Origin of the sequence: Fictibacillus marinisediminis (assembly GCF_023149135.1) — a bacterium.
Classification (GTDB): Bacteria; Bacillota; Bacilli; order Bacillales; family Fictibacillaceae; genus Fictibacillus_C; species Fictibacillus_C marinisediminis.
In genome coordinates this window covers 1,163,287-1,189,352 of record NZ_JAIWJX010000002.1, presented here as the reverse complement: position 1 = coordinate 1,189,352, position 26,066 = coordinate 1,163,287, and the positions used below count along the sequence as shown (strand labels likewise).

At 40.6% G+C, this 26,066-nt stretch carries 27 protein-coding genes and 2 pseudogenes; 7 read left to right on the top strand and 22 right to left on the bottom strand.

Features of this window, described 5'->3' with window-relative positions; all coding sequences use genetic code 11:
* The first annotated feature begins 173 nt into the window (after positions 1 to 173).
* Positions 174 to 827: a DUF2306 domain-containing protein gene (locus LCY76_RS06570; RefSeq protein WP_248251961.1), complete on the top strand. Its 654-nt coding sequence runs from the start codon at positions 174 to 176 to the stop codon at positions 825 to 827.
* A 46-nt stretch (positions 828 to 873) separates the two neighbouring features.
* Here LCY76_RS06570 and LCY76_RS06565 read toward each other — a convergent pair whose 3' ends face one another.
* The 3 genes from LCY76_RS06565 to LCY76_RS06555 all read right to left on the bottom strand — a co-directional run bounded on the left by LCY76_RS06565 (position 874) and on the right by LCY76_RS06555 (position 3,856).
* Positions 874 to 2,124: a helix-turn-helix domain-containing protein gene (locus tag LCY76_RS06565; protein WP_248251960.1), complete on the bottom strand. Its 1,251-nt coding sequence runs from the start codon at positions 2,122 to 2,124 to the stop codon at positions 874 to 876.
* A 188-nt stretch (positions 2,125 to 2,312) separates the two neighbouring features.
* Positions 2,313 to 2,495, bottom strand: a complete 183-nt coding sequence (locus tag LCY76_RS06560; RefSeq protein WP_248251959.1) for an aspartyl-phosphate phosphatase Spo0E family protein — start codon at positions 2,493 to 2,495, stop codon at positions 2,313 to 2,315.
* Between the two features lie 449 nt (positions 2,496 to 2,944).
* The gene (locus tag LCY76_RS06555) at positions 2,945 to 3,856 is read right to left on the bottom strand and encodes a helix-turn-helix transcriptional regulator (protein WP_248251958.1); all 912 of its coding nucleotides are present in this window, start codon (positions 3,854 to 3,856) and stop codon (positions 2,945 to 2,947) included.
* A 147-nt stretch (positions 3,857 to 4,003) separates the two neighbouring features.
* On the opposite strand from LCY76_RS06555, the gene modA reads away from it, so the two are divergent.
* Entirely contained in the window at positions 4,004 to 4,798 is a 795-nt protein-coding gene (modA, locus tag LCY76_RS06550; protein WP_248251957.1) for a molybdate ABC transporter substrate-binding protein, read from the top strand.
* 158 nt (positions 4,799 to 4,956) lie between these two features.
* Complete coding sequence (locus tag LCY76_RS24020) at positions 4,957 to 5,238, top strand: spore gernimation protein GerPD (RefSeq protein ID WP_336606248.1); 282 nt, start codon at positions 4,957 to 4,959, stop codon at positions 5,236 to 5,238.
* A 77-nt stretch (positions 5,239 to 5,315) separates the two neighbouring features.
* Here LCY76_RS24020 and wrbA read toward each other — a convergent pair whose 3' ends face one another.
* From wrbA to mleCBF, 6 genes and pseudogenes are all read right to left on the bottom strand, one after another.
* Complete coding sequence (wrbA, locus tag LCY76_RS06540) at positions 5,316 to 5,927, bottom strand: NAD(P)H:quinone oxidoreductase (RefSeq protein WP_248251956.1); 612 nt, start codon at positions 5,925 to 5,927, stop codon at positions 5,316 to 5,318.
* 124 nt (positions 5,928 to 6,051) lie between these two features.
* Positions 6,052 to 6,828 (bottom strand): rod shape-determining protein MreC, encoded by a 777-nt coding sequence (gene mreC / locus LCY76_RS06535; protein WP_248251955.1) that lies wholly within the window; start codon positions 6,826 to 6,828, stop codon positions 6,052 to 6,054.
* 208 nt (positions 6,829 to 7,036) lie between these two features.
* Positions 7,037 to 7,714 carry a GNAT family N-acetyltransferase gene (locus LCY76_RS06530; protein ID WP_248251954.1) on the bottom strand — a complete coding sequence of 226 codons (678 nt, stop codon included), beginning with the start codon at positions 7,712 to 7,714 and terminating at the stop codon, positions 7,037 to 7,039.
* Between the two features lie 102 nt (positions 7,715 to 7,816).
* Complete coding sequence (locus LCY76_RS06525; RefSeq protein WP_248251953.1) at positions 7,817 to 8,548, bottom strand: YqcI/YcgG family protein; 732 nt, start codon at positions 8,546 to 8,548, stop codon at positions 7,817 to 7,819.
* A 153-nt stretch (positions 8,549 to 8,701) separates the two neighbouring features.
* Positions 8,702 to 9,556: a dimethylarginine dimethylaminohydrolase family protein gene (locus LCY76_RS06520; RefSeq protein ID WP_248251952.1), complete on the bottom strand. Its 855-nt coding sequence runs from the start codon at positions 9,554 to 9,556 to the stop codon at positions 8,702 to 8,704.
* 138 nt (positions 9,557 to 9,694) lie between these two features.
* Positions 9,695 to 10,536: pseudogene (gene mleCBF / locus LCY76_RS06515) on the bottom strand (CBF family alpha/beta fold macrolide esterase).
* A 266-nt stretch (positions 10,537 to 10,802) separates the two neighbouring features.
* On the opposite strand from mleCBF, the gene LCY76_RS06510 reads away from it, so the two are divergent.
* From LCY76_RS06510 to LCY76_RS06500, 3 genes are all read left to right on the top strand, one after another.
* Entirely contained in the window at positions 10,803 to 11,144 is a 342-nt protein-coding gene (locus tag LCY76_RS06510) for a PadR family transcriptional regulator (RefSeq protein WP_248251951.1), read from the top strand.
* On the top strand, positions 11,131 to 11,778 hold the full coding sequence (locus LCY76_RS06505; protein WP_248251950.1) for a Yip1 family protein: 648 nt from the start codon (positions 11,131 to 11,133) through the stop codon (positions 11,776 to 11,778). The genes LCY76_RS06510 and LCY76_RS06505 overlap by 14 nt, the downstream gene beginning before the upstream one ends.
* Before the next feature lie 65 nt (positions 11,779 to 11,843).
* Complete coding sequence (locus tag LCY76_RS06500) at positions 11,844 to 13,307, top strand: DUF4153 domain-containing protein (protein ID WP_248251949.1); 1,464 nt, start codon at positions 11,844 to 11,846, stop codon at positions 13,305 to 13,307.
* Positions 13,308 to 13,361: 54 nt separating this feature from the next.
* On the opposite strand, the gene LCY76_RS06495 is transcribed toward LCY76_RS06500, so the two are convergent.
* The 7 genes from LCY76_RS06495 to LCY76_RS06470 form a co-directional block, all read right to left on the bottom strand.
* Complete coding sequence (locus tag LCY76_RS06495) at positions 13,362 to 13,679, bottom strand: hypothetical protein (RefSeq protein WP_248251948.1); 318 nt, start codon at positions 13,677 to 13,679, stop codon at positions 13,362 to 13,364.
* A gap of 12 nt (positions 13,680 to 13,691) precedes the next feature.
* Complete coding sequence (locus LCY76_RS06490; RefSeq protein ID WP_248251947.1) at positions 13,692 to 14,366, bottom strand: hypothetical protein; 675 nt, start codon at positions 14,364 to 14,366, stop codon at positions 13,692 to 13,694.
* A 1-nt stretch (position 14,367) separates the two neighbouring features.
* Complete coding sequence (locus LCY76_RS24130; protein WP_419714979.1) at positions 14,368 to 14,535, bottom strand: sigma factor-like helix-turn-helix DNA-binding protein; 168 nt, start codon at positions 14,533 to 14,535, stop codon at positions 14,368 to 14,370.
* A complete protein-coding gene (locus LCY76_RS06485; RefSeq protein WP_248251946.1) occupies positions 14,517 to 14,918 on the bottom strand; it encodes a sigma-70 family RNA polymerase sigma factor in 402 nt (133 codons plus the stop codon). Before LCY76_RS06485 ends, LCY76_RS24130 begins: the two co-directional genes overlap by 19 nt.
* 136 nt (positions 14,919 to 15,054) lie before the next feature.
* Positions 15,055 to 15,573 carry a YbaK/EbsC family protein gene (locus tag LCY76_RS06480; RefSeq protein ID WP_248251945.1) on the bottom strand — a complete coding sequence of 173 codons (519 nt, stop codon included), beginning with the start codon at positions 15,571 to 15,573 and terminating at the stop codon, positions 15,055 to 15,057.
* Between the two features lie 193 nt (positions 15,574 to 15,766).
* On the bottom strand, positions 15,767 to 16,618 hold the full coding sequence (locus LCY76_RS06475; protein WP_248251944.1) for an aldo/keto reductase: 852 nt from the start codon (positions 16,616 to 16,618) through the stop codon (positions 15,767 to 15,769).
* 37 nt (positions 16,619 to 16,655) lie between these two features.
* Entirely contained in the window at positions 16,656 to 17,381 is a 726-nt protein-coding gene (locus tag LCY76_RS06470; RefSeq protein WP_425589492.1) for an aldo/keto reductase, read from the bottom strand.
* On the opposite strand from LCY76_RS06470, the pseudogene LCY76_RS06465 reads away from it, so the two are divergent.
* A pseudogene (locus LCY76_RS06465) lies at positions 17,331 to 17,459 on the top strand (AraC family transcriptional regulator); the annotation flags it as partial. The gene LCY76_RS06470 and the pseudogene LCY76_RS06465 sit on opposite strands and share 51 nt — an antisense overlap.
* Positions 17,460 to 17,599: 140 nt before the next feature.
* On the opposite strand, the gene LCY76_RS06460 reads toward LCY76_RS06465, so the two are convergent.
* The 6 genes from LCY76_RS06460 to helD form a co-directional block, all read right to left on the bottom strand.
* On the bottom strand, positions 17,600 to 18,139 hold the full coding sequence (locus LCY76_RS06460; RefSeq protein ID WP_248251943.1) for a DJ-1/PfpI family protein: 540 nt from the start codon (positions 18,137 to 18,139) through the stop codon (positions 17,600 to 17,602).
* 185 nt (positions 18,140 to 18,324) lie between these two features.
* A complete protein-coding gene (locus LCY76_RS06455) occupies positions 18,325 to 19,146 on the bottom strand; it encodes an MBL fold metallo-hydrolase (protein WP_248251942.1) in 822 nt (273 codons plus the stop codon).
* Between the two features lie 607 nt (positions 19,147 to 19,753).
* A complete protein-coding gene (locus LCY76_RS06450) occupies positions 19,754 to 20,461 on the bottom strand; it encodes a DNA alkylation repair protein (protein ID WP_248251941.1) in 708 nt (235 codons plus the stop codon).
* A gap of 280 nt (positions 20,462 to 20,741) precedes the next feature.
* Positions 20,742 to 21,737, bottom strand: a complete 996-nt coding sequence (locus LCY76_RS06445; protein WP_248251940.1) for an aldo/keto reductase — start codon at positions 21,735 to 21,737, stop codon at positions 20,742 to 20,744.
* Positions 21,738 to 21,991: 254 nt separating this feature from the next.
* Positions 21,992 to 23,467, bottom strand: a complete 1,476-nt coding sequence (locus LCY76_RS06440; protein ID WP_248251939.1) for an MDR family MFS transporter — start codon at positions 23,465 to 23,467, stop codon at positions 21,992 to 21,994.
* Between the two features lie 136 nt (positions 23,468 to 23,603).
* Positions 23,604 to 25,940: an RNA polymerase recycling motor HelD gene (gene helD, locus LCY76_RS06435; RefSeq protein ID WP_248251938.1), complete on the bottom strand. Its 2,337-nt coding sequence runs from the start codon at positions 25,938 to 25,940 to the stop codon at positions 23,604 to 23,606.
* Between the last annotated feature and the right edge of the window lie 126 nt (positions 25,941 to 26,066).

Below are 26,066 nucleotides of genomic sequence, written 5' to 3'. Positions count from 1 at the left end.
TATAATTTATGGTAATATTTAGGAAATAGTTTGTGAAGAAGTGAAAATCATTAAAAAGATTCTTATTCTTGCCACTCTATTTTATTTTACTTATTTTTCAAAATATGTTTTTAAAATCCTTTTCCTGCACTATAATTTAAGGGTGAGTGTCTTGAGTTGAAGGGGGAATGGATGTGGGCGTTCGTAAGGGCATGAATTACAAAGCGTTGCTCTCTTATCTGGTTGTAGCTCTATTTATTGGTTATATCGTTATTCAGTACATTGTGTACGGGCCCAAACAGTCGGGCATTGTATCAGGAAAACTTGAGGATCCTGGATTTCCCTACAGCCAGTGGCAGGTTTTTTTCTTTATTCATATAGCAACCGGCGCTATCGCTTTAGCAGCTGGACCATTTCAATTTTTAAAAGCGAGCCGAAAGAAGATTTCTATCCACAGAATCATTGGAAGAATTTATGTGTCTTCCATTTTTCTCAGTGTCCCTGCCGGTATTTACCTTGCGTTTTATGCCACCGGCGGAATGGGATCGACGATTGGTTTCTTATGCCTTGATGCCGCCTGGTTCATTACTGCCTTTGTAGGGTTGAAAAGGATTAGGGAACGGAAAATCAACAGCCACCAGGAATGGATGATTCGCAGCTATGCAGTTACCCTCGTTTTTATCACGTTCCGGATTTTTCTGCCCCTACTTACATTCGTTGCAGGTACAAGTTTTGCTCTTGGGTTTCCGCTTGCTGTCTTTTTGTCGATGATTTTGAATCTAGGACTGGCGGAGTGGTATTTGCACAAAAAAAGATCTTCAAAAGTGAGCCCCAGATTGTCTGTGTAATATAAAAAGGAGAAAAAATAAGACTACATTTTTTCTCCTCTCTCATCTATAAAGACTCTTTGTATAACTGATTAAGTTTTTCATAATAATGATTGGCGTTTTTATAAGAAAACTTGTTGGAATAGTAGATAGCCAGTTCCTCATACATTTCAATCAGAAGCAAACGGTCTTGCTTTTTTTCTAAAAATGGAATGGCCTTCTCTTCAATAAACTTACGATATTCCTCGGTTTGCTCCAGTTTAAGAAGTTTGAATTCCAGTATCTTTAACCGGATATAGCCAGCAGTAATATTTTCTTCACCTGTAATTTTTATTCCTTTTCTGATCCATTGCTTCGCTTCCTTCACATCATCTTTCATATAATAATTATGGGCAATTAAGCCAATGGTTATTGCCGTGTTGATCCCCTTTTTCTTTCGCAGGCTTTCCTTTAAAACGGATAGGGCTTCGTCATACTGTTCTGCTTGAAAATAGGAATGGCCCATGTTGTGAAGAATGTTTGGCAGCATGATTTTTAATGCCGGGTTAAAAGTAGCTGCATTCAATGCGACAAGATAATGAGATTTCGCCGACTCAAAGTCCTTTAATCGGCTATATGTAACGCCAAGTATAATATGACAATCAATGCTTTTGGCATAATTGGCTTCTGCGTTGAATGCCTCCAGCGCTGTTTTCGCATAAAAATGAGATTGAGAAAAATATCCTAACCGGCCGGTAATATTCGCTAATTGATAGATTAAATCAGGATCTTGAATGCTAAGCTTACTTGATAAAAAATAAGCCTTTTTATAGAAATATAAAGCAGATTTATGATTATCCAGCAAATATTCATAATGAGCTGTAAACTGAAAAATATAAAACTCCATTTCAGTGGTATACGTCTTTTTCACTTCAGTCAGCTTATCAAGCAGTTCCTTTGCCTTCTCCAGGTCATTTTTATAAATGAAATATCGTACTGAAAAAATTTGAAACAGGTTAACAAGACCTAAGTCATCCACATGGGCCATCTGGGTTTGCAGTTCCTCAAATTTCCGGTGAACATCTTCTTCGTTCCTGTACTTAATATCCTGATACCATTCATAAATTTCTTTCTTTAAATTATTGATGAACTCCTCGCTAATATGAGAAGTTTCGATGTCTAACCGTTCGCATAATAACTGTAGAATTTCAGGGCTTGCTGTAATGCTGTTGTTTTCAATTTTGCTTAAGTATGAAACCGAACAGATTCCTTCACAGGCAGCTTTTTGGGTTAAGCCTTTTTTAATTCTGTAAAAGTAAATTTTTTTACCGTCAATCACGTGCTGCCTCCCCCTCATATCATTAAAGACAGAAAATATTTCTCTGCTAAAGATTTTACCCTAAGTTTCCCTATCTACATATATGCAGGAGAGTGTTTGGTAAAGAAGGATGTGCAGTGTAAGAGAGTGGAATAGGATAAGAGAGACAATTAATTGGATAAGGAAGTATTTTAAACAGGGCCAAATCGCTAGATTCTGTCCGTGGAATGAATAGAAAGCAGCTTATGATAACAGTTTAATAGTTCATTCAGTTCATTTCCTCGGAAGATGGTCTCCTCACTATGAAACCCTTTCTCCATTGCTGAAAGCACCATTTCTGTTCGCTTATTCTCAATCAACTCTAGTAATTCCCTGTTTAACGCTGGACTCATGCCATTCACTCCTGATTTATTAAAATCTTCTTAACCATCATCTTAAATCAAAAAATAATCCAATAGTAGCAAAAACAGCATTTAACAGGTTGAGAAATATTATGAAAAACAAACAGCTCTCAAGGCCATCTGGCTGAAAGTTTCTCAACATCCTACAAAAAGGAAAAAAAGCGGCTCCAATTAAGAGCCGCTGCAGTTATCCTTTGTATACATAGAGGGCTTGGCTTTGACAGCAGATTTCCTTTCTCTTCTTTATTCGAACTCCATTCACTCGATGGCACCTTTTCACAGTTATTCTTGATCCAGTCGGTCACCTTCTGGCTTCCGCGGCCCCTCGGCCCCTGCAGTGTCCGAAGCAACCTTACAGCCAGTTTAGAAGGAGAAACTTACTCTTCCTTAAAATTGATAAAAGAAAAAACCAGATTCTAAAGAACTGAATCTGGTTTCGCTTATGTTTCATAGATGATTTGCCCGGTAAGATGCAGATCATAGCCTTTCAGCTGGCTTAACTGTGATTTAAAATCCGAAGAGGATAAAGTGTTCATTACATGATGAAGCAAGTTATTATTTTCATTTGTTTTTAAAATAACAAGATCATATTGTTCTTGAATCATCGGTATAAAATCAACTTCTGCCATCTTTGCCACGTTCTCAATGCCTATGCCTGCATCAGCTTGTCCGCTGGCCACCGCTGAGGCGACAGATAGATGATTGGTTACTTCTGTTTCATAGCCTTTAAGGTTTTCATGTGAAATTTGATGAAGCCGCAATTGCTCATCAAGCAGCACCCGCGCCCCCGAACCTTTTTCCCGGTTGACGATCGTAACAACGGGCTTGGCCAAATCCCTCCAAGTTTTGATTTGAAGAGGATTTCCCTTCCTCACATAGATTCCTGCATTCCGGCAAACTAGGTTAATCAGCGCAAAAGGCTGGCTGACCAGCATCCGTTTTACATAAGGCACATTGTATTGCCCGGTCTCTCCATCATACAGATGGACACTGACAAGATTACACTCTCCATGATACATCGACATTAAACTATTCAAGCTTCCCATATACAGCCTTAAAGGAGGTGTTCTTAATTTAGGCTCCAAGTGCTTGCTGAGCAAGTCCAGCACGATATCCTGGCCGCTGATTACTGTTTGATGCGAATTAAGCGCAGGTACTGCTTTCTCGGAATAAGATTTTACCGTTCTGCTCCCTGCTTTATACGCCACAAGATCTTCATGGTCAATCCTCATTTGCCTTCCGACCCTGAAAGCTGTAATCTTACCTTTTTTAATAAGATCATAAATAGTAAGCTTAGAAACTTTTAACAATGCGGATACTTCCTCGATCGTGTATGATACTGGTTTATCCATACAATCCCTCCACTCCAAGTGTAACTTTTTTTATCGAAAAAGTATTCTTTTATTCTGATTAACCGCATTTATTATAACTAGTTATATCTAGTTATAATCAGTTATAATAAGTATGTATTAAATATTGGTAATTGGGGGAATCCTCTCATGAAAAAAACGGTAAGCCTGCTTCTGCTTCTTTTTTTGTTCACGACAATTACGGCTTGTACGGGCCAAACGGATAAGGATCAGGCTTCAAAAGAAAAACAAACGAACTTAACGATTTCCGCTGCCGCAAGCCTAAAGGATGCTCTTACAGACCTTCAGCATACATACGAGAAAAAGCATCCCGACGTGAACCTGCATTTCAATTTTGGCGCTTCAGGTACATTGCAGCAGCAAATCTCGCAAGGAGCACCTGTTGATCTATTTTTCTCTGCAGCTCAGGACAAGTTTGAAGCCCTTGTAAAGGATGGAAGTATTGAAAAGAAAGAGGGTACAGATATAGTAGGAAACGATTTAGTCCTGATTGTTCCAAAAGGGCCTGAATCCGGAATAAGGTCGTTCAGTGATTTAACGAACAACTCTGTTAAAAAGATCTCCATCGGGACGCCTGAAGCCGTGCCCGCCGGCCAATATGCCCTGGAATCTTTTAAAAACATGAAGGTATGGAGAGAAGTAAAACCAAAGCTGGTCTATGCAAAGGATGTGCGTCAAGTTCTTTCCTATGTTGAAACGGGGAATGTCGATGCAGGGGTCGTTTATAGGACAGATGCACTGGTTTCAAAAAAAGTAAAGATAGCTGCCTCCGCTGATCCTGAATCTCATTCTCCAATCGTTTACCCCTTAGGAGTCATCAAAGATTCGAAACATAAAGGAGAGGCCCAAAAATTCTATACATTTCTAAAGAGCGATTCGTCCGTAAAGACTCTTGAAAAATACGGATTTAAAAAGATCAATTAAGAAAAGGCAGATCCTCTCACCGGTGGGTCTGCCTTTTGCCTTTCCTTAATAATATATTTTAGGCCTGCATATGCGTAAAAAACATTCATAAAGAAATAGTCTTCTCCATACATATAGTATGCATTACGCATTCCTACCTTAGAACAGGAGATGAAGCATTGAACGTTAAAGTGATCAACCGCAAACTCGCTGTACATGAGGTCAATATTTTGGGTGTCAGCATCTCCTCTATCTTATTGATCGGTGATGCTGAATCCATCTCAACCGGTTCGGCCTTTGATACACCGCCTACCTCACTCGTTGTTGGTCCTTTACTGATTCCGGTTCAGGGTACACTTCAAACGAAGCCACCTGCTCCTGCTACACCTGCGCAGGCTGGGGTATCCGTGCCGTTAACACCTGCCGCACCGGGCGCTCCAGCAGCTCCTTCAGGCAGATGAGGGCCCGCATCTTAATGGAAGAGGTAAAGCCGATTCCCTATTTTAGAGAATCGGCTATTACTTTTAAATGTTTATTTTTATTGATTTCCTTTTTTAACCAACTCGGCAACGGTCACTGTCCGTTTCGCCTGATGAATGACCGCATCCTTTACATCCTCTTTCATGTTTCCATTCTGGTCAACGGTAACACTTGTTCCATAAGGATTGCCGCCTGCACCATACAGGACGGGATCGGTATAGCCCGGCGCCGCAACAATAGCTCCCCAATGATACATCGTTGTATATAAGGAAAGAATCGTAGCTTCTTGGCCGCCATGCGGATTCTGGGCAGATGTCATGGCACTAGCCACTTTATTTACCAGTTTTCCGTTAAACCAAAGGCCGCCCGTCGTATCGAGAAATTGCTTAACCTGAGCAGGCACATTTCCAAAACGGGTAGGGATGCTGAATATAATTGCATCTGCCCACTCTAAATCATTTAGAGAGACTTCAGGAACGTCCTTCGTCTCATCTACGTGCGCTTTCCATGCAGCATTTGATTCAATGGCCTCAGGTGGTGCAAGTTCAGGCACTTTTACCACTTTTACTTCTGCTCCTGCTTCTTTTCCGCCTTCCGCAGCCCAATTCGCCAGCTTGTAGTTTGTTCCTGTAGAACTGTAATAGATGACCGCCAGTTTTACGTTTGACATGCAATCCATCTCCTTCGTTATAAAAGTACATATCTCTTTAATATCCTATTGTCCACACTTTAAACCTATCATTTAAAGTAAATAAGCAGATTTAGAAAGTACCTTATAACGTTTAGGAAAGATCTTATTGATTGGCGGACGATCTGAGGATGACAACCTGATTAATGTCATAAAAATCGGCGGACGGTTTAATGTAAGCAATGCTTGTCAGTCCGTAGGGATCCGGTTTCACCTTCACGATGGTTCCGATATCCAGGTTAGGCGGCAGAATCTCGCCCAATCCTGAAGTTACTACCTTTTCACCCTTTTTAATGTTTTTATTCAAAATGTCACGTACCATTAAATATTTATTGCTCGGGTCGTAGCCGTTCAGGATACCGTTGATGTTCTTTTTCCCCTTGATGGAGGCAGAGATACGGTACCTTTTATCTTTGCTGCTGAGCAGCTTGACTTCTGAGTATGTTGGTTTTACATTGGTTATTTTTCCGATCAATCCGTCCTTTGTAATAACAGCCATATTGTTTTGAACCTGGTCTTGGCTTCCTTTATCAATAACAACGGTTTCATACCAGCTGGATGGATCAGAATTTCTGTACATCACGCTGGCTTGCAAGGGATCGTATTGTTTTACTTCTTTAGTTTTATCTACAACGGCTTGAAGGTTTTTATTTTCTTTTTCGAGCTCCACTTTTTGTACAGAAAGAGATTCCTGTTCCTGGAGCTTTGATTTTAAGATTTTATTTTCTTTTTCGATGGAAGCCATATCTTTAACATTATGAATGACATTAAGAATGGGTTGTTTTCCAGGAATATTAATATTTGTGAAGTAATACAGCAGCATTACGGCTAAAACAGCCGTACAAAATAATAAAAGCAGAAATTTAAAACTTAAAAATCTCATGAATGAAAATTCACCTTTCATGTTATTGTTTCAATCATAGTAAAAGGCAGCAAAATGCTTTTGATCTGCTGCCGCCTGCAAGTCAATTTATAATTTATTTCTCCTACCATATATTAACATAGCTGAATATAAACAGATCACACAATACTATCATCTTATCGTTATTTGTCAAATGGACCATGAATATATAAATATTTACACACAATTATTAGATGCCCATCTGTTTCAGGCAATTCCCAAGAATCGTGTTTTCAATATTATTCACCGCGCTATACTTTTCAGAGTAGATCTGCTGGACAATCTCCCATACATGTTCATCATGGACATTTTCACCGTCCAAATTCTTAAATAGCAGATTAAGAGGAACTGTGGGGCCTTCCGAATGAAGCGGAGGCTGCACATAGTCTATACCAAGACAGGGTTGATATTGGTTTTTTGCAAAAAACTGCATTCGTTTTCTGCATTCCATTTCTTCCATTGTTGTAGCAGCTTCTTCTTCCTTTTCTGTTTCCAAAATAATGCCGCTCACCTTGCTCTTCCCCGCTAAAAAGGCTGCTTCATTGAAGACGTCTTCCATTTTAGCAAGTGTTTTTGATCCCATACCCCTGTTTCGGTGGTTGGAGTCTGCAGCGATATAAACAACAAAGCCTGTATTCACTTCTGCTAAATAGTGCCCGGATGCAAATGATAAAAGCTGGTCCCCTTCCACGCCGATCAGCAAACAGAATTGATTGGGCGCAGCGGTCTGTGCATACTGGAAGCCGCTGTAAAATACATCATGAGGTTCTCTTACCTCCAGGGGAAATGACCGGTCGTACAGTGCCAGCACTTCATCCATCCTAGCTGAATTTTGACCTCTCATCTGTTCCCATTGAATCGTCATCATGCATTTCCCCCTTTAAACTTTTACTATTATAACGCAAATTGGTGCCAGGCACCTCAATTACACAAGTGTGTAAATGGGGTGCCTGGCACCAGCAATGAGGACTTAATTTTTTCTATAATGGAAGGGGCATTTGCCCTCAATTGGTCTTACATCATCACCGATAAAGTATTGCTTCCACTCACGGTGCTCAGGGTCGCCATAATGGCTGATGTTCGGATGCTTCGGCAGATTATCCCACTTTTCCACCCGTTCCCGAACCTTATCCCGTGACATGATGCCGCCTTTCGATGTTCCTTCAAGACCCTCGAATATTCTTCGCGGCTGGAACCCAAGTACAAGACTGTTGCCAAGGTCTCTTGTTTTTCTCTGTTTGTAGGCTGGTGCATTTCCGAACACAAAGAACGGCTCTCCTGCAAAGGTAAAATTCCATAAATAATGATCCGGATCTGTAGGCTTATCCTCAGGCCAATCTTTCTCATCCTGATCATGCATGTATTGAAGCAGGTTCCAGAAATATTCCCTGTAGTAAGGAATGGATTTCTCTTCTGTTTCCGGCTCTACAAAAACAAATAATCCGTGGCGAATGAGTTTCGGTGCATCAAACAGCTGGATAAATTCTTCGACGGCTCCAGGCAAGTTTGACCAATCTCCCTTTGAAACATAGGCATACCGCAGCTCGCCCTTCTTTTCCGCATTCATGCCGAAATAGCAAGGAAACGTTTGATCTGTCACTGTCTCATGAAAGTTTATATATTCTCGAATCACCCATTCCGGAACGATTTCCGGGTTTGTCATATCTTCTTTTTCAAGAAGATATTTATTCGCTGTTTTCAAGCATATCCCTCCATTGCATCCACTAGATTCAAATTACTGACTCAGCTATTGCAGTTATATGAAACAGTACCCTGAGAGCCTTTTGTTGAAACTGCAAGATCACCTGTAAAAAATGCCACCTTAAAGGCGGCATTCCATTTCTATATGACTTGCTTATTTTCTTAAGATGGGCATTGTGCAGCAGCGGAACGAACCACCTGATTTGATGATCTCAGATAAGTCGACTTCAATGACTTCATATCCTCTTTTTCGAAGATTGTTGTTCACCTTAGGATTCACGGGCAGGCTGAACACTTTTTTATCCCCAATGGAGAGTACGTTCGTGCCTAACGAGAACTGTTCTTCCTTGCTCACTTCAATCAAATCATATCTTTTGCTTAAAAAGTCCAGTTCCTTTTTACGGAATGCCTGCGGAAATACGAGTGCTTCCGTCGAAGAGAGAATGTTGAATACACAATCAAGATGCAGATACTTTGGATTAAACGGCATGGAGACTACATTGTAGTCTGGCAGCATTTCCCGCAAAGACTTAATCGACGACTGTGCTGTCCGGCCGCTTACACCAATATAGATCGTATCCCCATCAATCAGCACGTCTCCGCCCTCCATCTTTCCATTTGAAATCTCTTGAAGGCGGACATTTTTGTTTCCCAGCCATTCTTTTAAGATATCTTCCTCACCTTGCCTGATTTTACTTCCCATAGAAGAAACAAAAATAGTGGACCCCAGTGTAAAGCCAATATCACGTGTAAATACCTGCTCAGGAAATTCCTGATGCGGGGGAAGTTCAATCACCTCAACTCCATGAGATCGAAGGGTCCGGACAAATTTCTGATGCTGATTGGATGCTAATGTCCTGTTTATATTTTCATCTGCATAATGCCGCTGTGTTTCATTGATCACTTCAGAGATATGCATAAACTTGGGTTCACATACGATTACACTGACGAGTGAATCATATTCGCTTCTGCACAATGCTTTTTCCGTTGGTTTGAGTGTGATGGCCATTCTCTACCCCCGATTCAATGATTTAGTGTGATATTTCCCGTTTTCCTCTCGAGGTTAAACAGTAAATTTAAAATAAATGAGGCTCAACGCAAAAAAGCAGCCGTTGCGTGAAACGGCTGCTTCTGTTCTCTTAATCTTTTATCGCGAACTCAAGTCTATAACTGATTCTATAATTTGATTCCAGTCTTCACTATGAATCTCATGACCTGTTCCTTCAAGAGTTACTAATTCTGCATGAGGTATGGATTTTGCGAGGGCCAATCCGTGCTCATACGGCAGAGCAGGGTCTTCTGTGCCATGAATGATGACCGTTGGCACACTGATTTCATCCATCCTGTCATAATATTCCTTTCCGCCCTGAAGCATGGCGTGATTGAATCGGCTCGGTATTTGTTTCGCCCGGTTCACTTCCCGTTCTCCCAGTTTATACATTCTCTCCTGCTCATATGGCTTCGAACCGGCTAGTGTTTTCCAGCCATCCGCAAGATAAGCGATGACCGATTCACGATCTGACCAGTCCACAGAAGCGCTTTTCGTATGATAATCCAGAACGCGCTGATCCATTGGGGCAGCTTCTCCTGCTCTGTTCCAAACACGCTTGAAGCAATGGCTGTTAAAGTAAGAACACGTTCCGGATACCTCAAAGCAAGGATTTGGCCGATCATACCGCCCAACGACATCCCGATAATATGGGCTTTCTCAATCGAATAAGCATCCAATACACCAGCTGCATCATCAGCTAAGTCCGTTATCGAATAGTTTGACGTGCCCGGCTCATAAACCGTCGATCTTCCTAAATCCCGATGATCGTAGCGGATAACGAACCGCCCTGAATCTGCGAGGCGGAGACAGAAGTCCTCATCCCACCAGTCTAAAGAAGACATCGCTCCCATGATCAGCAGCATCGCAGGATCTTTTGGATTTCCAAAGCATTCTGTACATATCTCTACTTTATTAATGTTCAGTATTTGTTCTCTCATGTTTAATACCTCCGTGTTTTTATTATCCAACCGCCGTATTTTTGGCGCAGATCAATAAACTCTCTACGGAGTATTTGGCCTGCACCCTTAATTATCTTTGTTTGATCCACTTGATAATCATGACGAGGCCTCCTTTGCACTGCATTTAAAAAAGGGAATTCCCTCCAATTAAGTATAGCATGGTTTTTCCAAACTTTACTTGAACATTTTTCCCTATTTATGCTAAGATGCTACTATACCTTTTAATTCTAGGTAGGTGAAAATAAATGTTTAATCGTGAACTTTTAAAAGGCAGTACTTCCTTGATTGTTCTTCAGTTGCTGGCTGAGCGGGATATGTATGGGTACGAGCTTGTAAAAGAGCTGGAAAAACGCAGTGACCAGCACTTACAGGTGAAAGAAGGCACTCTCTATCCTGCCCTTCACAAGCTTGAAAAACAGGAATACATTGAGTGCTACTGGCAAGAACAAGCAAAGGGTCCGGCACGAAAATACTACCGGATTATCGAAGAAGGCATACAGATGCTAAAAGAAAAGACATCTGAATGGGAGCAATTCGTTCAAGTAATAAACAAGGTGATGAGAGGTACGGAGCATGATCCATCTTGAAGCTAAAGAACATTATTTACAGCAATTAAAAAAGGAATTAAAGAAACACCCCCAGCGAGAAAGCATTGTACAGGACTACGATGCCCATCTCTATGAGCTATTGGCAGAAAAAGAAGACGAAAAAAAGACGGCGGAAGAGTGGCATTTACTTTTTTCAGAGGTGATTGGCCATCCGAAGGAAGTTGCCTCCATGTGGAAGGAAGAGCTCTCTGTTACACCTAATAAGACCTTCTACCTTTTTCTTTTGATGAACGCTGCTTTTTTTGTGGCAGGAAGTTTACTGACTTTCGCTCATCTTCTGAATGAATACACATGGATTCAAACTGTCTGGCGCTCCTTAACCTCCATTCCTTTCATCATCATGATGCTTTACATGGGGTTTTGGGGATTTCTCGGTTACGAAATCGGAAAAAGCTTTGGAGCAAGAGGACGGTCGCTGCTGAAAAAGACGTTCCTTATTTCCGTTCTTCCCAACCTGGGCTTGATGCTCCTCGTCCTGTTTCGCATCATACCCCATGAATGGTTTCAGCCGCTCCTCTCCACTACATTTATTATGTTATGTATCGCAGCCACCATTTTGCTGTACCCGATTTGCTGGATCGCCTTCCGATGGGGGAAAAAACAGTCACTTTAATTTTTTTTGATTATCTACATAGAATTACTTAGTATATAGAAAAACGATATAGGAGGAATATGATCATGATGGACATTCAAACTTCAAAGAGTGATTTGGTTTTTTTAGTGATATGCGCCTTGCTCGGATTATTGGCTGAGCTTTCCTTTTTTCACGGAGAGATCGGGATTTCCTATTTCCTTTTTGTTACGGCATTTTATTGGGCATTCTTTTGGCGGTTTAGAGGATTTTCGTTCACCAACCGGCGGATTGGCTTTTTGCTGCTATTCTGTATCTGGCTGCTTTCCGCCGGCTATTTTCTTTATTGCAACACGCTGTTTTATGCACTGAATATTTTGGTCATTCCCGTCTTGGTCATTTTGCACGTCATTTTGATTACAGGATCGCCCACTATGGACTGGTATCGCCTTTCCTTCATACCTTATGCGTTTTCTAAGCTGTTTGCACTCTTTCCATACAACATCGCTTTTTTTGCAAAAGAAAAAGGAAATGTGAAAACAAAGGTCGACAACAAAGCTTATCAAGTGATCACCAAAATTGGTATCGGCCTGCTCATCTCGGTTCCCCTGCTTCTGATCGTTGTCAATCTTCTTTCTTCGGCGGATTCAGAGTTCAGCCGAGTGATCGGCAGGCTCCCTTCTCTCTTTGTTCATGTCAACTTGCTGGAAGGAAGCTTTCGAACGATCGTAGTCCTGCTCTATACGTTTGGATTCTTTGGTTTTTTACAACTGTTAAAATCAAAGTGGGAGCCGCGAGCCCTTCTTCAGATGAACGGTAAGCCAAAGTTTTGGGATCCTGTTATCGTTTCGACGCTTCTCGTTCTGATCAATGCGGTTTACGTTCTTTTTGTAACCATTCAGTTTCAATATTTTTTCAGCGGCAATTTACAGGACAGCTATACGTTTGCAGAATATGCACGCCGGGGCTTTTTCGAGCTGATGGCCGTTACCATGATCAACTTAACCTTTTTGATCGGTACGCTCTCGTTCAGTAAAGAGAGCGGCAAAGGCATTAGGCTCTTCATCAAAATCATGCTCACTTTATTGGTAGCCGTTAGCGGAGTCATGCTAATTTCTGCTTTTATGAGATTGTCGTTGTACGAGAGTGCCTACGGATACACACTCGCGAGGGTATTGCCTCACTCGTTCATGATTTTCCTGGGTGTTATCTTCCTTTATACTTTGGTCAATGTATGGATTGAAAGGCTTTCGCTGATCCGCTTCTACCTGATCTCTTCCCTTGTTTATTACACGCTATTAAACATGGTGAACATTGATCAATTTGTCGTGGATCAGAACTTGCAGCGATACAAAGACACAGGAAAAATAGATATTTATTATCTCGATTCTCTTTCTTATACGGGAGTGGACGAATTGCTGGATCTGTATGAAAGCCATCCAGATCTGCCAGGTTTGGAGAAAGCTTTATCCGACCGAAAAAAGTATACCTTTGCAGAAGATCACTCCTGGCAGTCGTTTAACATCGTGAAACGCTCTGTGCGGGAACGGCTTCAGGAGTTCAGAAACTAATACTAAAGGCACCGGAGTTTCCGGTGCCTTTTTCCTCGCTTCGTTCCCTTATTTTCAAAAATACTCTTTGTAATTGACAATTGTAGCAATTAGAGAAATGACCGTATAGGCAATCGCGGTATAAAACGGAATGCTGGGTGTGTAGGCTTTCTTTACCTCCTCAACCTTCATTCCTGTTTGTGCCTGTGCCTGAAGCCGAAGCATATTGAACGTTAAACCGCCGGATGAAGTAAAAAACTTAAAAACAACAGCTGAAAGCAAACCTACAATGAACGCTAAATCAATAAAATGGACGTTTATGACGAATGAAAAGACTACATTAACCAAAACGATTACTGCTGATGTAACGATGAATACCATTACATTTTTCATTATATCCTCCCTCTAATCGTTACCTAAAATCTGCTCTCTTGTCTCTGCATATTTAGAATCTGAGATGGTTGTGGGCACTACCAGCACATCGTTGCCCTCTTTTTCACCTTTACAGCCTGTCAGCACAACATTTCGCCACTCCAGTGATTTACATTGATAGGTTTTTAGCTCGCCAAGGCCAGGGACGGTATTTTTATAGATAAAACGCTTCCCGTCAAAAGTTAGCTTATTCTTATACACCCTATTTTTCTTTATATAATGGATGTTTGTTTGAAACGGCTCTCCCTTCTCTCCCTTCCTAATAAGCCGAAGCATGTACTCCAAATTATCTGTTTTGCTGTCGAATATTTCTATTCCTTCTTTTAAATAAGAGACAACCTCGCCTTTTTTATTCGCTTCCTTTAGGACGCTTGCTTTAACCATCTGGCTTTTTGTAACGGCATTCCCTGAATTCGGATCAAGCTTGGCAGTATGGTCAGTCAAAAGAGAAGCTGTCATGAAGAAAAACAAGGCGCAGACGATCACACTGACAATCGGCATAATAACCGTTTTACGGTGGAAAGCAGTACTCTCTGATTTCATATCCCTGTACCTTTGATGGACGGTTTGCCGTTGGTTATCACCAAAGTTCCGGTTCTTAAAGGTGGTATTTTCCATGTGGTTTCTAAATCCTCTTAGTTCCTCCATGTCACTTCCCTCCTTTTAAAGAGTATTTCAGCAAACTTTTTGCTTTCGTTAATCTTGATTTAATCGTGTTAATGTTGATGTTCAATGATTCACTGATTTCCTGAAGTGACAACTCATCATAATAAAAGAGAAAGATCACTTCACGGTATTTCACCGGCAACCGAAAAATGTGCTGATATAGGGTTTGTTTTTCATCTTTATAAAGAGCCAGATCTTCAACGGAAGAAAAGGTTCCTTTATGTACTTTTGAATCTTTTCTGTGACCACAGAGTAACGGTAATGAGCGCTTTTGATATAGTCTTTGCAGTGGTTGACGGCAATCTTGTAGATCCATGTCTTTCGTTTGGCTTCACCTCTGAAGGTGTCAGCTTTGCTATAAATTTTCACAAAAACATCCTGCGCCAGATCCTCTGCCAGATTCCATTCCTTCACATACGTATAACAAAGGTACAGTACATCCTTACCGTAATCCTTCATGATCTGCTCCATCAGTTCTTCTTTTGTCACGGGTGTCTCAAATACAGGCATGCTGTTAAACTGCTGATTGTGCATGATACCATCACCTCCAACCTCTCTCTACTACTATAGACGAAGCTGCATGGAAGTAAGTTTATATTTTAGAAAAAAAAAGTAAAAAAAAAAAAAAAAAAAAAAAAAAAAACCATGAATAAGGTCCTTAATCTCAGAACTATGATAATCTGCTTTTCACTGCTTCTTTCTCATTGCATTCTTCTTCTTCCCAGCCTTTGCAAACATCTATCCATCCCTTAGCATTGGAATATTCGTATATCTCATCGACTGTAAGTTCAATAGCAGAATTTGAACTGCCACATGCCGGAAAGAGTGTTTGAAATCTTTTCATCGATTGATCCAGATAGACATCAATCTCATTCTTTAAACCAAACGGACAAACACCGCCTACCGCATGACCGGTTTGCTCCAGCACTTCTTCCGGGGAAAGCATCTTCGCTTTAAAACCGAACTGCTGGCGGAATTTCTTGTTATCAATCTTCGCATCTCCTGCCGCTACGATCAGCATAGCGGTCCCATCTTCTCCTTTGAATGATAACGTTTTGGCAATCCTTGCAGGAATGACACCAATCGTATCGGCTGCCTGTTGGACGGTTGCACTGGATGCATCGAATTCCATCACATCTTTTTCACGGTTCCATTGCTTCAAATGAGCTTTAACGCTTTCAATCGACATTTCTATCATCCTTCCCTGCTGATATTGATTAATTGACGTTTTCATACTGTTTTAAGCAGCATTCAAAACCTTGTTAAATCAACGTTTTGTGAATCTAACTTTTCATATCTATTTATTGTTTTTCAAACTCAATCGGGACGAAATTGGCACGAAGTTGAAATGGATTAAATACTAATTCAATGGAATGCGGGTATTAAATATCAAGTTTACGGGTACCAATCCATTTCACGATCTCCGGGTCGTTATGTGAAAAGAACAAGCTTTTTTCCGTATCTAACGTAGCCACTCTTTCCATATCATCTGGGCTTAATTGAAAATCAAAGATATTGAAGTTTTCTATGATTCTTTCTTTGCGAACAGACTTTGGAATCGCAACGACTCCTCTTTGTGTCAACCAACGTAAAATCACCTGAGCAACGGATTTATTATGCTTTTCGGCTATTGATACTAAAATTTCGTTCTGGAACATATTATTTCTTCCTTCAGCAAAAGGTCCCCAGGACTCTATCTGAACATTGTTCTCTTTCATATGTTTATGACTTTCTATTTGTTGGCAGAAAGGATGCGTTTCAATCTGGTTTACGGCAGGAATGATTTCATTATGAATCATCAAATCCACTAGACGATCCATCTGGAAGTTACTAACTCCAATTGCCCTGATTTTCCCCTCACGATACAATTCCTCCATAGCACGCCAGGAACCAAATACATCACCATATGGCTGATGAATTAAATACAAATCCAAATAATCTAATTGCAGTCTTTCCAGTGATCTTACGAATGCTTTCTTTGTGCTTTCATAACCAGTATCTTGTACCCATAGTTTTGTGGTAATAAACAATTCCTCTCTTGGAACACCACTCCGTTTAATGGCTCTGCCGACTGCTTCTTCATTTAAATAAGAAGCAGCGGTATCAATCAGACGATAGCCTGCCATAATAGCGTCATAAACGCTCTGTTCACATTCATTTGCATCTTGAATCTGATAAACACCAAAGCCAAGTAAAGGCATTTCAACACCATTGTTTAAAATTACTTTTTGCATATAAAATCCTCCTGTTTATTAAATATTGAGTTATCGTTTATTTACCCACTCTATTTGCGTATTCTGCCGGATAGCGATCTCCCGAAATCTCGATCTTAGTGAGCGCATCGTTCAAATCATTCAATTCCTCAGAGGTCAGTTCAACCTCAGCTGCGCCAAGATTTTCTTCGAGGCGCTCCAATTTGCGTGTACCAGGAATTGGAACAATCCATGGCTTCTGGGCAAGTACCCATGCTAGAGCAATTTGAGCCGGCGTTGCTTCTTTCCCTACAGCAATCTTCTTTATCAGTTCGACCAAAACCTGATTTGCTTCGATATTCTCAGGTTTGAACCGAGGAACAATGCTGCGGAAATCGGAGCTAACGAATGTTGCATCCTTATTAATTTTTCCGGTAAGGAAGCCCTTGCCCAATGGGCTGAACGGAACAAAGCCAATTCCCAGCTCTTCAAGTGCAGGCAAAAGTTCTTCTTCAGGACTTCTCCACATCATTGAGTATTCACTTTGAATGGCAGTGAGTGGATGAACCGCGTGTGCACGACGAATGGTTTTCCCCCCTGCTTCAGAAAGTCCCCAATATTTAATTTTACCTTCTTTGATTAGGTCTTGTACAACTCCGGCAACTTCCTCAATTGGCACATTTGGATCAATCCGATGTTGATAGTAAAGGTCAATCGTATCAACTTTAAGGCGTTTGAGTGAGCCTTCAACCCTACAGATGCCACTGAAGCAGCCTTCAGGGTAGGCTACGAAAGCCCCTCCCAATTCAGCCGTGAATATTCCCGCATGGTTGGTTTACCACCAAAAGAAGATATAAACCGCCTGAAGGCGACATATGTATAAAAAAGTGCATTAATCCGATCCTGGATTAATGCACTTTTTCATTCTGCAAATTTAACTTTATTAAACCTTTTCCAATAATTTATTTTGATATTCTTCTCTATTAAACCTGTATCAGATTCGTTTAACTTCGTGTTGAAAAATCATTCTTTGTACCAATTATCATCAAATGTGAGATTTAGTGCCTTTCCAAATAAAGTTCCAAATCGAATGAACCCTCTTCCTCTTGCAGTAATTAGATTTCCATCTTGAACTACAAGTTCTTCACAATAATTTTCTTTTTCAAAAACGCCCGAGGTCTCCCGATTCTCCTCTGTCATTCCAATAGTATATTTTTTTCCTTTTAGTATCCCTGCTTTTGCTAAAAGATAAGGGGAACTAGAAATACTCGCAATTACAGATACTTTACTTCCTATTTGTTTTATAAACTCAATTAACTTTCTTTCACCCTCTAAAGAGAATATATCCATACATCCTGTTAATAAGAGACTATCTATTTCATCGTAATTAACATCATCAATAGTCGTATCGGGCAAACAAGTTAATCCAGATTCCCCTATAATCGGTTGGTTATTTATTCCGACAGTAATTACAGGTTTCTCTCCTTGCATGAGAATTGATAATGCAACACTGAGTTCATATTCACTAAATTGAGGATATAGTAACACTGCTGTTTTTTTCATTTTCTCTAACCTCTTTACAATATTAGTTTCTGTAAAAATACTTACTCAATTAAACTGCCCGTTAGCTCAATAAAAAAAGCCGCCTGAAATGGCAGGTGGATCTTTAAGTAATTTAGTTCAATAGATTATGGTCAAAATTAAGACATTTTATAGATTGTCAGCCTTGCCTAAACTCTAGTGGTCATTTATGTATTAAATAAAGTTCCTTCTAAAGCTTTAATGTATCTCTCAGCAGACTTTTGTACTGATTGATTTGCATTCTGCTTAACGACCCGATGAAAGGCATTATAAAGTTTATCAAATTGAAGAGGTTTTACTTTCTGGGCAATGTCATTAACTGTAAAAGCAGGTAACGGAATCAAATTAGGATAACTATACATAAAGCTTACCCATTTTCGGTCAGCAACCACTGTAATAACGTCTCCTGTTAATAGAATACCCTTTTGGTTATTGCCCTTTCTCCATTCTAAGACGGAACCACCTTTAAAGTGTCCACCTAATCTATGGATTGTCAAGCCATCCTGTAAATTTAGTGACTCTCCAGACCAAAATTTAATTTGATCACTTTTTCTTGTTATCCATTCTTTATCATCTTCATGAATATAGATTGGAGCATCAAAAGCTTCAGCCCACTCAACTTGAGTAGAATAAAAATGAGGGTGAGAGAGAGCTATCACTTGGATACCCCCAAGTTTGTTTATCTGTTTAATTGTTTTTTCATCTATGTACGTAATACAATCCCATAAAACGTTAAATCCACTTTCCTGGATTAAATAAGCTGTCTGTCCAATTCCAAACTCAGGAATAGTGGTGATACTATGCAATCCTGGCTCTTCATTAATTATATCGTTTTGATAGTTGTTAGGTTTCTTCATCTCCTCTAATGTTGTCCACGTCTGACCGTTTGGATTAACGTATTGTCTTTCTTCTGAACAAACGATACATTGTGAAGGAATAATTGTTTCTTGGTATTGAACCCCACACGTTTCGCAAATTATAAAGTTCATTGTGTCTGAGCCTCCTGTAAAATAAGAATTCAATTTATAATTTTTCTCCTTCTTGAAGAAATACGCCCTTTAATTGAATAATCCTATTTTAAAGATCGTTTAATGTTATCGATAATCCCTTTATGTAGTCCTTCATGCCAGAGGCTACCCACGAACAGTTTCCTCTCGATTGGTCAAAAACCCTTCTTTTATTTTACAAAATGTCCCTTTACATTAAGAAAGGCGCTATCCAATTCTAGATAAGCGCCCTATTCTGGTACACCAAATCATTCAAAGATCAGTTAGGCTTACTGTTTAAATAGAATAAATGCTACAAATTGACTGAAAGAGTATTAGCTAAATAAAGATTGGCGCCCGAATCTTGCTTACTATTCCATTCTCTACTTCATCTGTGTTGATCTATAAGAATGGTATTACCACTTGTTTCATCTGCTTCAAACAGTAGCTTAATTCCTTTTGCTTTAAGCTACTTTTGACAACATTAAGGAAATCCCAAAATTAAAAAGCCCAATTCCTCTATATTAAAATAGAGAAAATTGTGCTTTTTTTTCGTTTCTCCATCAATACGTCCGATAATGGAAAATCGTTCGCGATGCGAGGCTATTGTTTAACATCTTACATATTTGCGTTTGAACCCAAGTTGCCCTTTATCTGCTTGCTTTTGAATCCTTTCGGAAGCGAGTAGGAAACTGCTTTTCTTCTTGTCCTTTTTGACTTCTACTGGGCCCACTGCCTTTGCGGTCTCGACCGCCTTATCATGGAGCGGCAGATATGAAGTCCCCACTGTGTATATAAAATTATTCATTGCGTATTTAGTTCGTTCTGGAGAGTGGTGAATCGTATTTTCGATAATTTCAAGCATATTGGCAATCTTATTTTCGGAAAATTCTTCGTCCGGTCGATTACCCAAAAGCCAGCAGTAGCAACTCCAGCCAGCTGACATTCTCAGTTCTTCACCGCTTGCAATCCATTTATCAGCAACGTCTTGTGCAATATCTGTTTCAGCTAAAGTTACTGCAACCACATAATCGGACAGCATATAGAAATATGCCGCATCCATCCAACGCTCAAAATCCGCCTCAGCCATTGCTTTTGGGTCTGCAATTATGCCTGCAAAGTACATTGCGTCGTAGTTCCCTGTCACGTAAAGCTGCTCAGCCAAAGATTGATTTTTTTTTATTATCTTGGCCATTGGCTTCATAGCTCCTGTAGCCACACCAAAAAGCGGCTCGCGAGCACCATTGGATTCGTAAATTTTCTTGGTTCGTTCTTTGCCGAGAGATTCAAGCTCCTGCATAACCATTTGTACATCCATCGTTTAACACTTCCTTCTTTTTGGAAGGTTTTTCTCCCTTAGAATTTTAGCCCATCTAATCCATCCCTATTAGCTTATAACAATTTACATCTGTCAGTAAAACCACTGTCTCAATATGACCCGACTGTGGAAACTTTTTTTCAAAAAACTCCCCAACATCCCTCCACAATCCTACCCATTTGGTTAATACCAATTATTTCAAATCATTGTGATTAACACATTTAATTTTCAAAAAAAGACACTTACCTTATAATGCAAGATTATTTTCAATAAATATTTGTTAAAAGAACCATTTTTTCCGTGGTACAGGGTAGTATTCGCCGGCGACAAGCTCTGGAGGTACTGCTCCTTCAATTCGTAAAAGATCGTTTGAACTTAAGTTCAGGTCAACAGCACCCAGTGAATCCTGAAGTTGTGATCGCTTTCTCGCCCCAATCAATGGGATAACATCTTCACCCCGAGATAGAACCCATGCGATAGCAAGCTGCGCAGCGGTTACTTGCTTTTCTTCAGCTATTTCACGCAATGCTTCTACAAGGGCTAAATTCTTTTCAATATTTTCGTTGGCAAACCGAGGACCATTATTCCGTTTATCATCCAAATCTAACATCCGGTCTTTTGACCATGTACCACTCAACAAACCTCTTGAGAGAACACCATAAGCCGAAAGAGAAATACCTAATTCCCTTAGAGTCGGCAAAATATTTGATTCAACACTCCGATTAAATAGTGAGTATTCCATTTGTAGCCAACTAATTGGATATACAGCGTGTGCACGGCGAATTGTTTCCACTCCTACTTCTGAAAGACCAATGCAACGCACATATCCCTCCTTTACCATATCTGCAATTGCACCAACCGTTTCTTCAATTGGTACGTTTGGATCGAGGCAGGCTGTCCCTGGTTGATAAAGATCAATGTATTCAACACCTAGGCGCATTAGGGTATCCTCAAGGAAATTCTTTATTGTATGAGGGTGGTTATCACCCTCCCGATGGCTCTTGCCTTGTGAGTGTAGCTTACCATCGAATTTTACTGAAATGAACGCTCTTTCTCGTTGAATTCCTTGGAAGGCTTCACGTAGAAGTAATTCATTGTGTCCATCGCCATAGAAATCACCTGTATCAAAGAGTGTAATGCCTTCCTCAAGTGCCGCGTGAATTGTTGCAATGCTTTCCCTTCGGTCAGCATTACCATATAGCCATGACATCCCCATACAACCGAGACCAATCTCTGAAACCAGTGGAACGTTATGACCAATTGCTCGCTTTTTCATAGGTATATTCCCCCTATCATCGTGAATCAAAAATATATGTGAATTTCCCCTACTGTTCCAAGGCAGCACTACTTCCCTGACAATTACTTTTTTGAATAATGAAAAAAAAGCACCCTCTGATAAACTTCGAATTTATTAACATATCATCAACAATCTGGCCCTTAAAAGAAAATGAGCGCTAATCTTTATTCCTTAAAAGCGCCCGATTGTTGAAGATCAACTTATTATATAGAAAAGATCATCCGTTTTCTTTTTTAATGTCCTGCCATCATTGCAGCATTCGCGTCTTTTGTTTCATCATCTGGTGCATGTGCCGGCTGTTGTTTTGGTCTACGAAGGATTGTTCCTAGAAGTGCCCCAGCTAATACAATCCCTGCAGCTAGAAGGAATGTGTCACCATAGGCAGCAACGGCTGCTTCAATTGGATTAGCTGTTTCTGTCATATGATCAGTGATTCTTGACGTTAGGAACCCAGTCATACCTGCTACCGCAAATGAAACCATTACTTGTTGAGCTGCTGTTGTTAATGGTGTGACACGACTAACAAGATGCCTTGGAGCAGATTGAAGAACATGTGTATTAATCGCCATCATGGATAGACCCATTCCTGCTCCCATCATCACTAAACATGTAATGATAAATCCAGTAGTAGTATCCATAGAAATTCGTGAAAGCATAAATAGAGCTCCAGTAATAATAGACAAGCCTGTTATGGCTAAAGGACGAGCGCCTATTTTATCATATAAACGCCCGCCGATCGGCATTATAACACCTGACGCTAGAGCTTGTGGAAGTAGAATTAAACCAGTATCTAAAGCACCGTAACCTCTAACTGTTTGTAAAAATAACGGGACAATAATCATAACCCCAAATAAAGCGATTTGAGACAACCATGCAATCACAATCCCTTTTCTAAAGTCAGATGATCCAAAAACTCTCAGCTCCAATAAAGGCTGCTTTTGACGAAGTTCAACGAAAATGAAAATAATGAGAGCAACTCCACCTACAATTAATCCGGTAAGAGTTTCTGTTGAAGACCAGCTTTTACCCCCTCCACTCACTCCATAGGCTAGCATCGCGAATGCGATAGGTGCTAATATGATTCCTAAAAAATCAAGCGATGGAACGGTCTTACGTTCAACTTTCGGCAAAAATTTCATTCCAACCAATAGTGCAATTATACCGATTGGCAAATTAATAAGGAAAATCCAGTGCCAAGTAACGTATTCTACAAGATATCCTGCTAAAACAGGCCCTAGTGCAGGTGCCAATAGCATTGGAACCCCAAGTGTTCCCATTACGGCCCCCATTTTATCCGGAGGAGCAAGTCGAAAAACCATGGCCATTCCTATTGGAGCAACCATTCCTCCGCCCAGCCCTTGAATAACCCGATAGATGATTAGCTGTTCAGGGTTTTGTGCAACAGAACATAGAACAGAACCAAGCGTAAACAAGGCGATCGTAATTAAAAATATCTTTTTTGCCCCAAATCGGTCCGTCATCCAACCAGCTAAAGGAATGACAGCTGCTAATGCAAGCGTATAACCTGTAATGGACCATTGCATGGTCGAAACATCAGATTTAAAATCTTCCACTATTCCAGGAAGCGCAACATTCATCGCCGTACTATCAAGAATTACCATTATCATACCAACAATGACAGCTAGTAGTGGTCCTATGATGGTTTTAATGGAAAATGCCTCATTGTTATTTTCTGTTTTTGCTGACATACGGAATTCATCTCCTTTTCTAAAATTTCAGTCTTCAGGTTATGTTAATGAAAGGATTCAAAAAGAATATTTTCTGGTTTCAAATCATTATGACAGGAGACGAAATTCTGCTTATCATTTGGATTTTTCAATTTTATTAATGACAAAACCACATTTCCGGCGCAACCTCGCGCAAAAAGGGGCTCGGTTCGCCTACACTGTATAGTTGCAAGTGATGCATAGCCCGTGTGCAGGCAGTATAAAACAATCTACGCAGGCTCTCATCTCCGTATATTTCCGCTGATGCGTCGTAAATAATAACCGCGTCGAATTCAATACCTTTGGCCAAATACGCCGGTATGACGACAACGCCTTGCTCGTATTCAATCGATCCACTCTTCACGAGCTTAATTTCTTCGATGCCTCTCAAGGAATCGTATGCAGTGGTGCTTTCCACTGCAGATTTGCATATAACCGCTATTGTGCTATACTGCCGTTTCCGTAAGTCTGCAACTTTGGAAGCTATGGAGCGATGCAATTCAGCACGATTGGACAGTTGCGTCAATATAGGCCGCTCGCCATCGCGTTCAAAAGCGGTAATCCGTTCGCCGTCTGGTACGAGTCCGCGTGTAAATTCGACGATCGGTCTTGTGGATCTGTAGCTGCGGGTCAAGTTGATCGCAGCTGTTTCATCCGGACCGTATAAGCCAGTAAGCGTGTGGAAATCGACCATTTCGCTGGCATGGGCGAATATTGCTTGGTTAAAGTCACCGAGCACGGTCATTCTTGCCGAAGGAAACAAACGTTTCAAAAACTCGAATTGAAACGGAGAATAATCTTGCGCCTCGTCTACAATTATATGTTTGATTGAGCTGTTCGTCTGAAAGCCTTGAATCAGCTCTTTCATTAGTAAAAACGGAGTAGCATCTTCGTAAAATAGTTTACCTTCGTCCAGCATTTTCACAGTCGATAGGCAAATATCCGGCCACTCCTCGGGTGCTTCCCGGTCCATCCACTGTTTGATCTGGATGGGATCGGTAAAAAACTGCTTGTATATTTCCTTAATGTTGACGAAACGAAATGCCTTGATCCGTTTTCGCAACGGCTTTAACTTCTGGCGAACTATCAAGCGGGCTAACGCTTCAGGCTCGATTTCATAATCATGAATTGACTCTCCTTTAAAGCCGCGTTTTTCAGCTAAGTAGGTATATGCCTTATGATAATCCTCATTGCTAAGCAGTTCGACTTCCTCCTGTACCCATGGCTTAGTCCGTTCAAGCTTCTCGGCTTCATCTATTTGCTTAATTAGCCAATCCTTCAATTTTTCAAGCCTGCTATGAAAGCGAAGCGAGGTGCCGCTGCTATAAAACTTTTCCGCGATTTGTTTAGCAGTAACAATTGTCTTTCCTCTGAAGATAATCCCTTTGAATACCATTCCGGATAATTCCAGTGACTCTCTGTATGATTTGATCGCCTCAAAAAAACGGGTGGCAGCCTTGAATCGGATGCTCGCAATCCTTGTTCCGTATAATGGATTATCCACTGCAGTCAAAACATATTCCAATTGATCGTAAGGCTTCTCAACTTGAAACTCACTTTTCAGCCTATGATGCAAGTATTCCTGGAATGTGACCTGCTGCATATTCTCTTCGCCGAGTTCTGGCAACACATTGGAAACGTAACTATTAAACATCGAATTAGGCGAAAAAAGAATGATTTGATCGGCATTCAGCATATCTCGATATTTATAGAGTAAATAAGCAATCCGCTGCAGGGCAGCCGATGTCTTACCGCTGCCGGCAGCGCCGTGTACAATGAGCATCCGCCCGCGATCGTGCCGGATGATCCGGTTTTGCTCCTGTTGAATGGTGGCTACTATATTGTGCATATGTTTGTCAGTACCTTTACCAAGCACCTGCTGTAAAATCTCGTCACCAATAGTGAGACTGGTATCGAACATAGATTGGATAATGCCGCCGCGGATGAGATATTGCCACTTTTTCTTCAGTATGCCATGGATGGCACCTCCAGGTGTAGCATACTTGGCGGGACCAGGCTGGTAGTCGTAGTAGACACTCGAGACCGGAGCCCTCCAGTCGTAAATAAGGAAATTTTCTCCGCTTGTATCCGTGAGCGTAGAGATGCCGATATAGATTCGTTCCGCAGTTGAAGTTCCTTCTTCAATGAAATCGATTCGGCCAAAATAAGGCACCTCTTGCATACGCCGCAGCGCAGATAATCTCTTAGATGCATGTCTATGGGTGCTTTGGCTTACGGACAGAGCTTGAGCCTCTTGTCTCAAGCCGATGATCGTCTCAAGATAATCGTCGAAGGTATCAATATTAACCTTTACTTCATCCCAAAAGTGTTTGCGGATATTCACAACTTCCATCCGACGCCTGGAAGTTTCGCCCTCCAATCTATTGATTTGCTCTGTAATTGTCTCCATTACGCTGTTTACTCGTTCTTGCTCCTGGCGAAGTTCCATGCTCATATCAAACACTCCTTTAAAAAAATAAAAATAGGGGTTGACTGAAAAGGATTTTATGATGTATAATTAAAATAGGGAATAATTTATACAAAAATCCATTCACGGTATATCTATATAAATTTACCATAG

Coding starts and splice junctions, on each gene's coding strand:
- LCY76_RS06490 (WP_248251947.1), bottom strand. CDS start 14,366: ATGGAGGAACTAAGAGGATTTAGAAACCACATGGAAAATACCACCTTT.
- LCY76_RS06510 (WP_248251951.1), top strand. CDS start 10,803: ATGTTTAATCGTGAACTTTTAAAAGGCAGTACTTCCTTGATTGTTCTT.
- mreC (WP_248251955.1), bottom strand. CDS start 6,828: ATGAGATTTTTAAGTTTTAAATTTCTGCTTTTATTATTTTGTACGGCT.
- LCY76_RS06475 (WP_248251944.1), bottom strand. CDS start 16,618: ATGCAAAAAGTAATTTTAAACAATGGTGTTGAAATGCCTTTACTTGGC.
- LCY76_RS06450 (WP_248251941.1), bottom strand. CDS start 20,461: ATGGATGTACAAATGGTTATGCAGGAGCTTGAATCTCTCGGCAAAGAA.
- modA (WP_248251957.1), top strand. CDS start 4,004: ATGAAAAAAACGGTAAGCCTGCTTCTGCTTCTTTTTTTGTTCACGACA.
- LCY76_RS06485 (WP_248251946.1), bottom strand. CDS start 14,918: ATGCACAATCAGCAGTTTAACAGCATGCCTGTATTTGAGACACCCGTG.
- LCY76_RS06480 (WP_248251945.1), bottom strand. CDS start 15,573: ATGTCGATTGAAAGCGTTAAAGCTCATTTGAAGCAATGGAACCGTGAA.
- LCY76_RS06495 (WP_248251948.1), bottom strand. CDS start 13,679: ATGAAAAATGTAATGGTATTCATCGTTACATCAGCAGTAATCGTTTTG.
- LCY76_RS06500 (WP_248251949.1), top strand. CDS start 11,844: ATGATGGACATTCAAACTTCAAAGAGTGATTTGGTTTTTTTAGTGATA.
- LCY76_RS06455 (WP_248251942.1), bottom strand. CDS start 19,146: ATGAACTTTATAATTTGCGAAACGTGTGGGGTTCAATACCAAGAAACA.
- LCY76_RS06440 (WP_248251939.1), bottom strand. CDS start 23,467: ATGTCAGCAAAAACAGAAAATAACAATGAGGCATTTTCCATTAAAACC.
- wrbA (WP_248251956.1), bottom strand. CDS start 5,927: ATGTCAAACGTAAAACTGGCGGTCATCTATTACAGTTCTACAGGAACA.
- LCY76_RS06460 (WP_248251943.1), bottom strand. CDS start 18,139: ATGAAAAAAACAGCAGTGTTACTATATCCTCAATTTAGTGAATATGAA.
- LCY76_RS06520 (WP_248251952.1), bottom strand. CDS start 9,556: ATGGCCATCACACTCAAACCAACGGAAAAAGCATTGTGCAGAAGCGAA.
- LCY76_RS06530 (WP_248251954.1), bottom strand. CDS start 7,714: ATGATGACGATTCAATGGGAACAGATGAGAGGTCAAAATTCAGCTAGG.
- LCY76_RS06555 (WP_248251958.1), bottom strand. CDS start 3,856: ATGGATAAACCAGTATCATACACGATCGAGGAAGTATCCGCATTGTTA.
- helD (WP_248251938.1), bottom strand. CDS start 25,940: ATGAGCATGGAACTTCGCCAGGAGCAAGAACGAGTAAACAGCGTAATG.
- LCY76_RS06445 (WP_248251940.1), bottom strand. CDS start 21,737: ATGAAAAAGCGAGCAATTGGTCATAACGTTCCACTGGTTTCAGAGATT.
- LCY76_RS06505 (WP_248251950.1), top strand. CDS start 11,131: ATGATCCATCTTGAAGCTAAAGAACATTATTTACAGCAATTAAAAAAG.
- LCY76_RS06560 (WP_248251959.1), bottom strand. CDS start 2,495: ATGAGTCCAGCGTTAAACAGGGAATTACTAGAGTTGATTGAGAATAAG.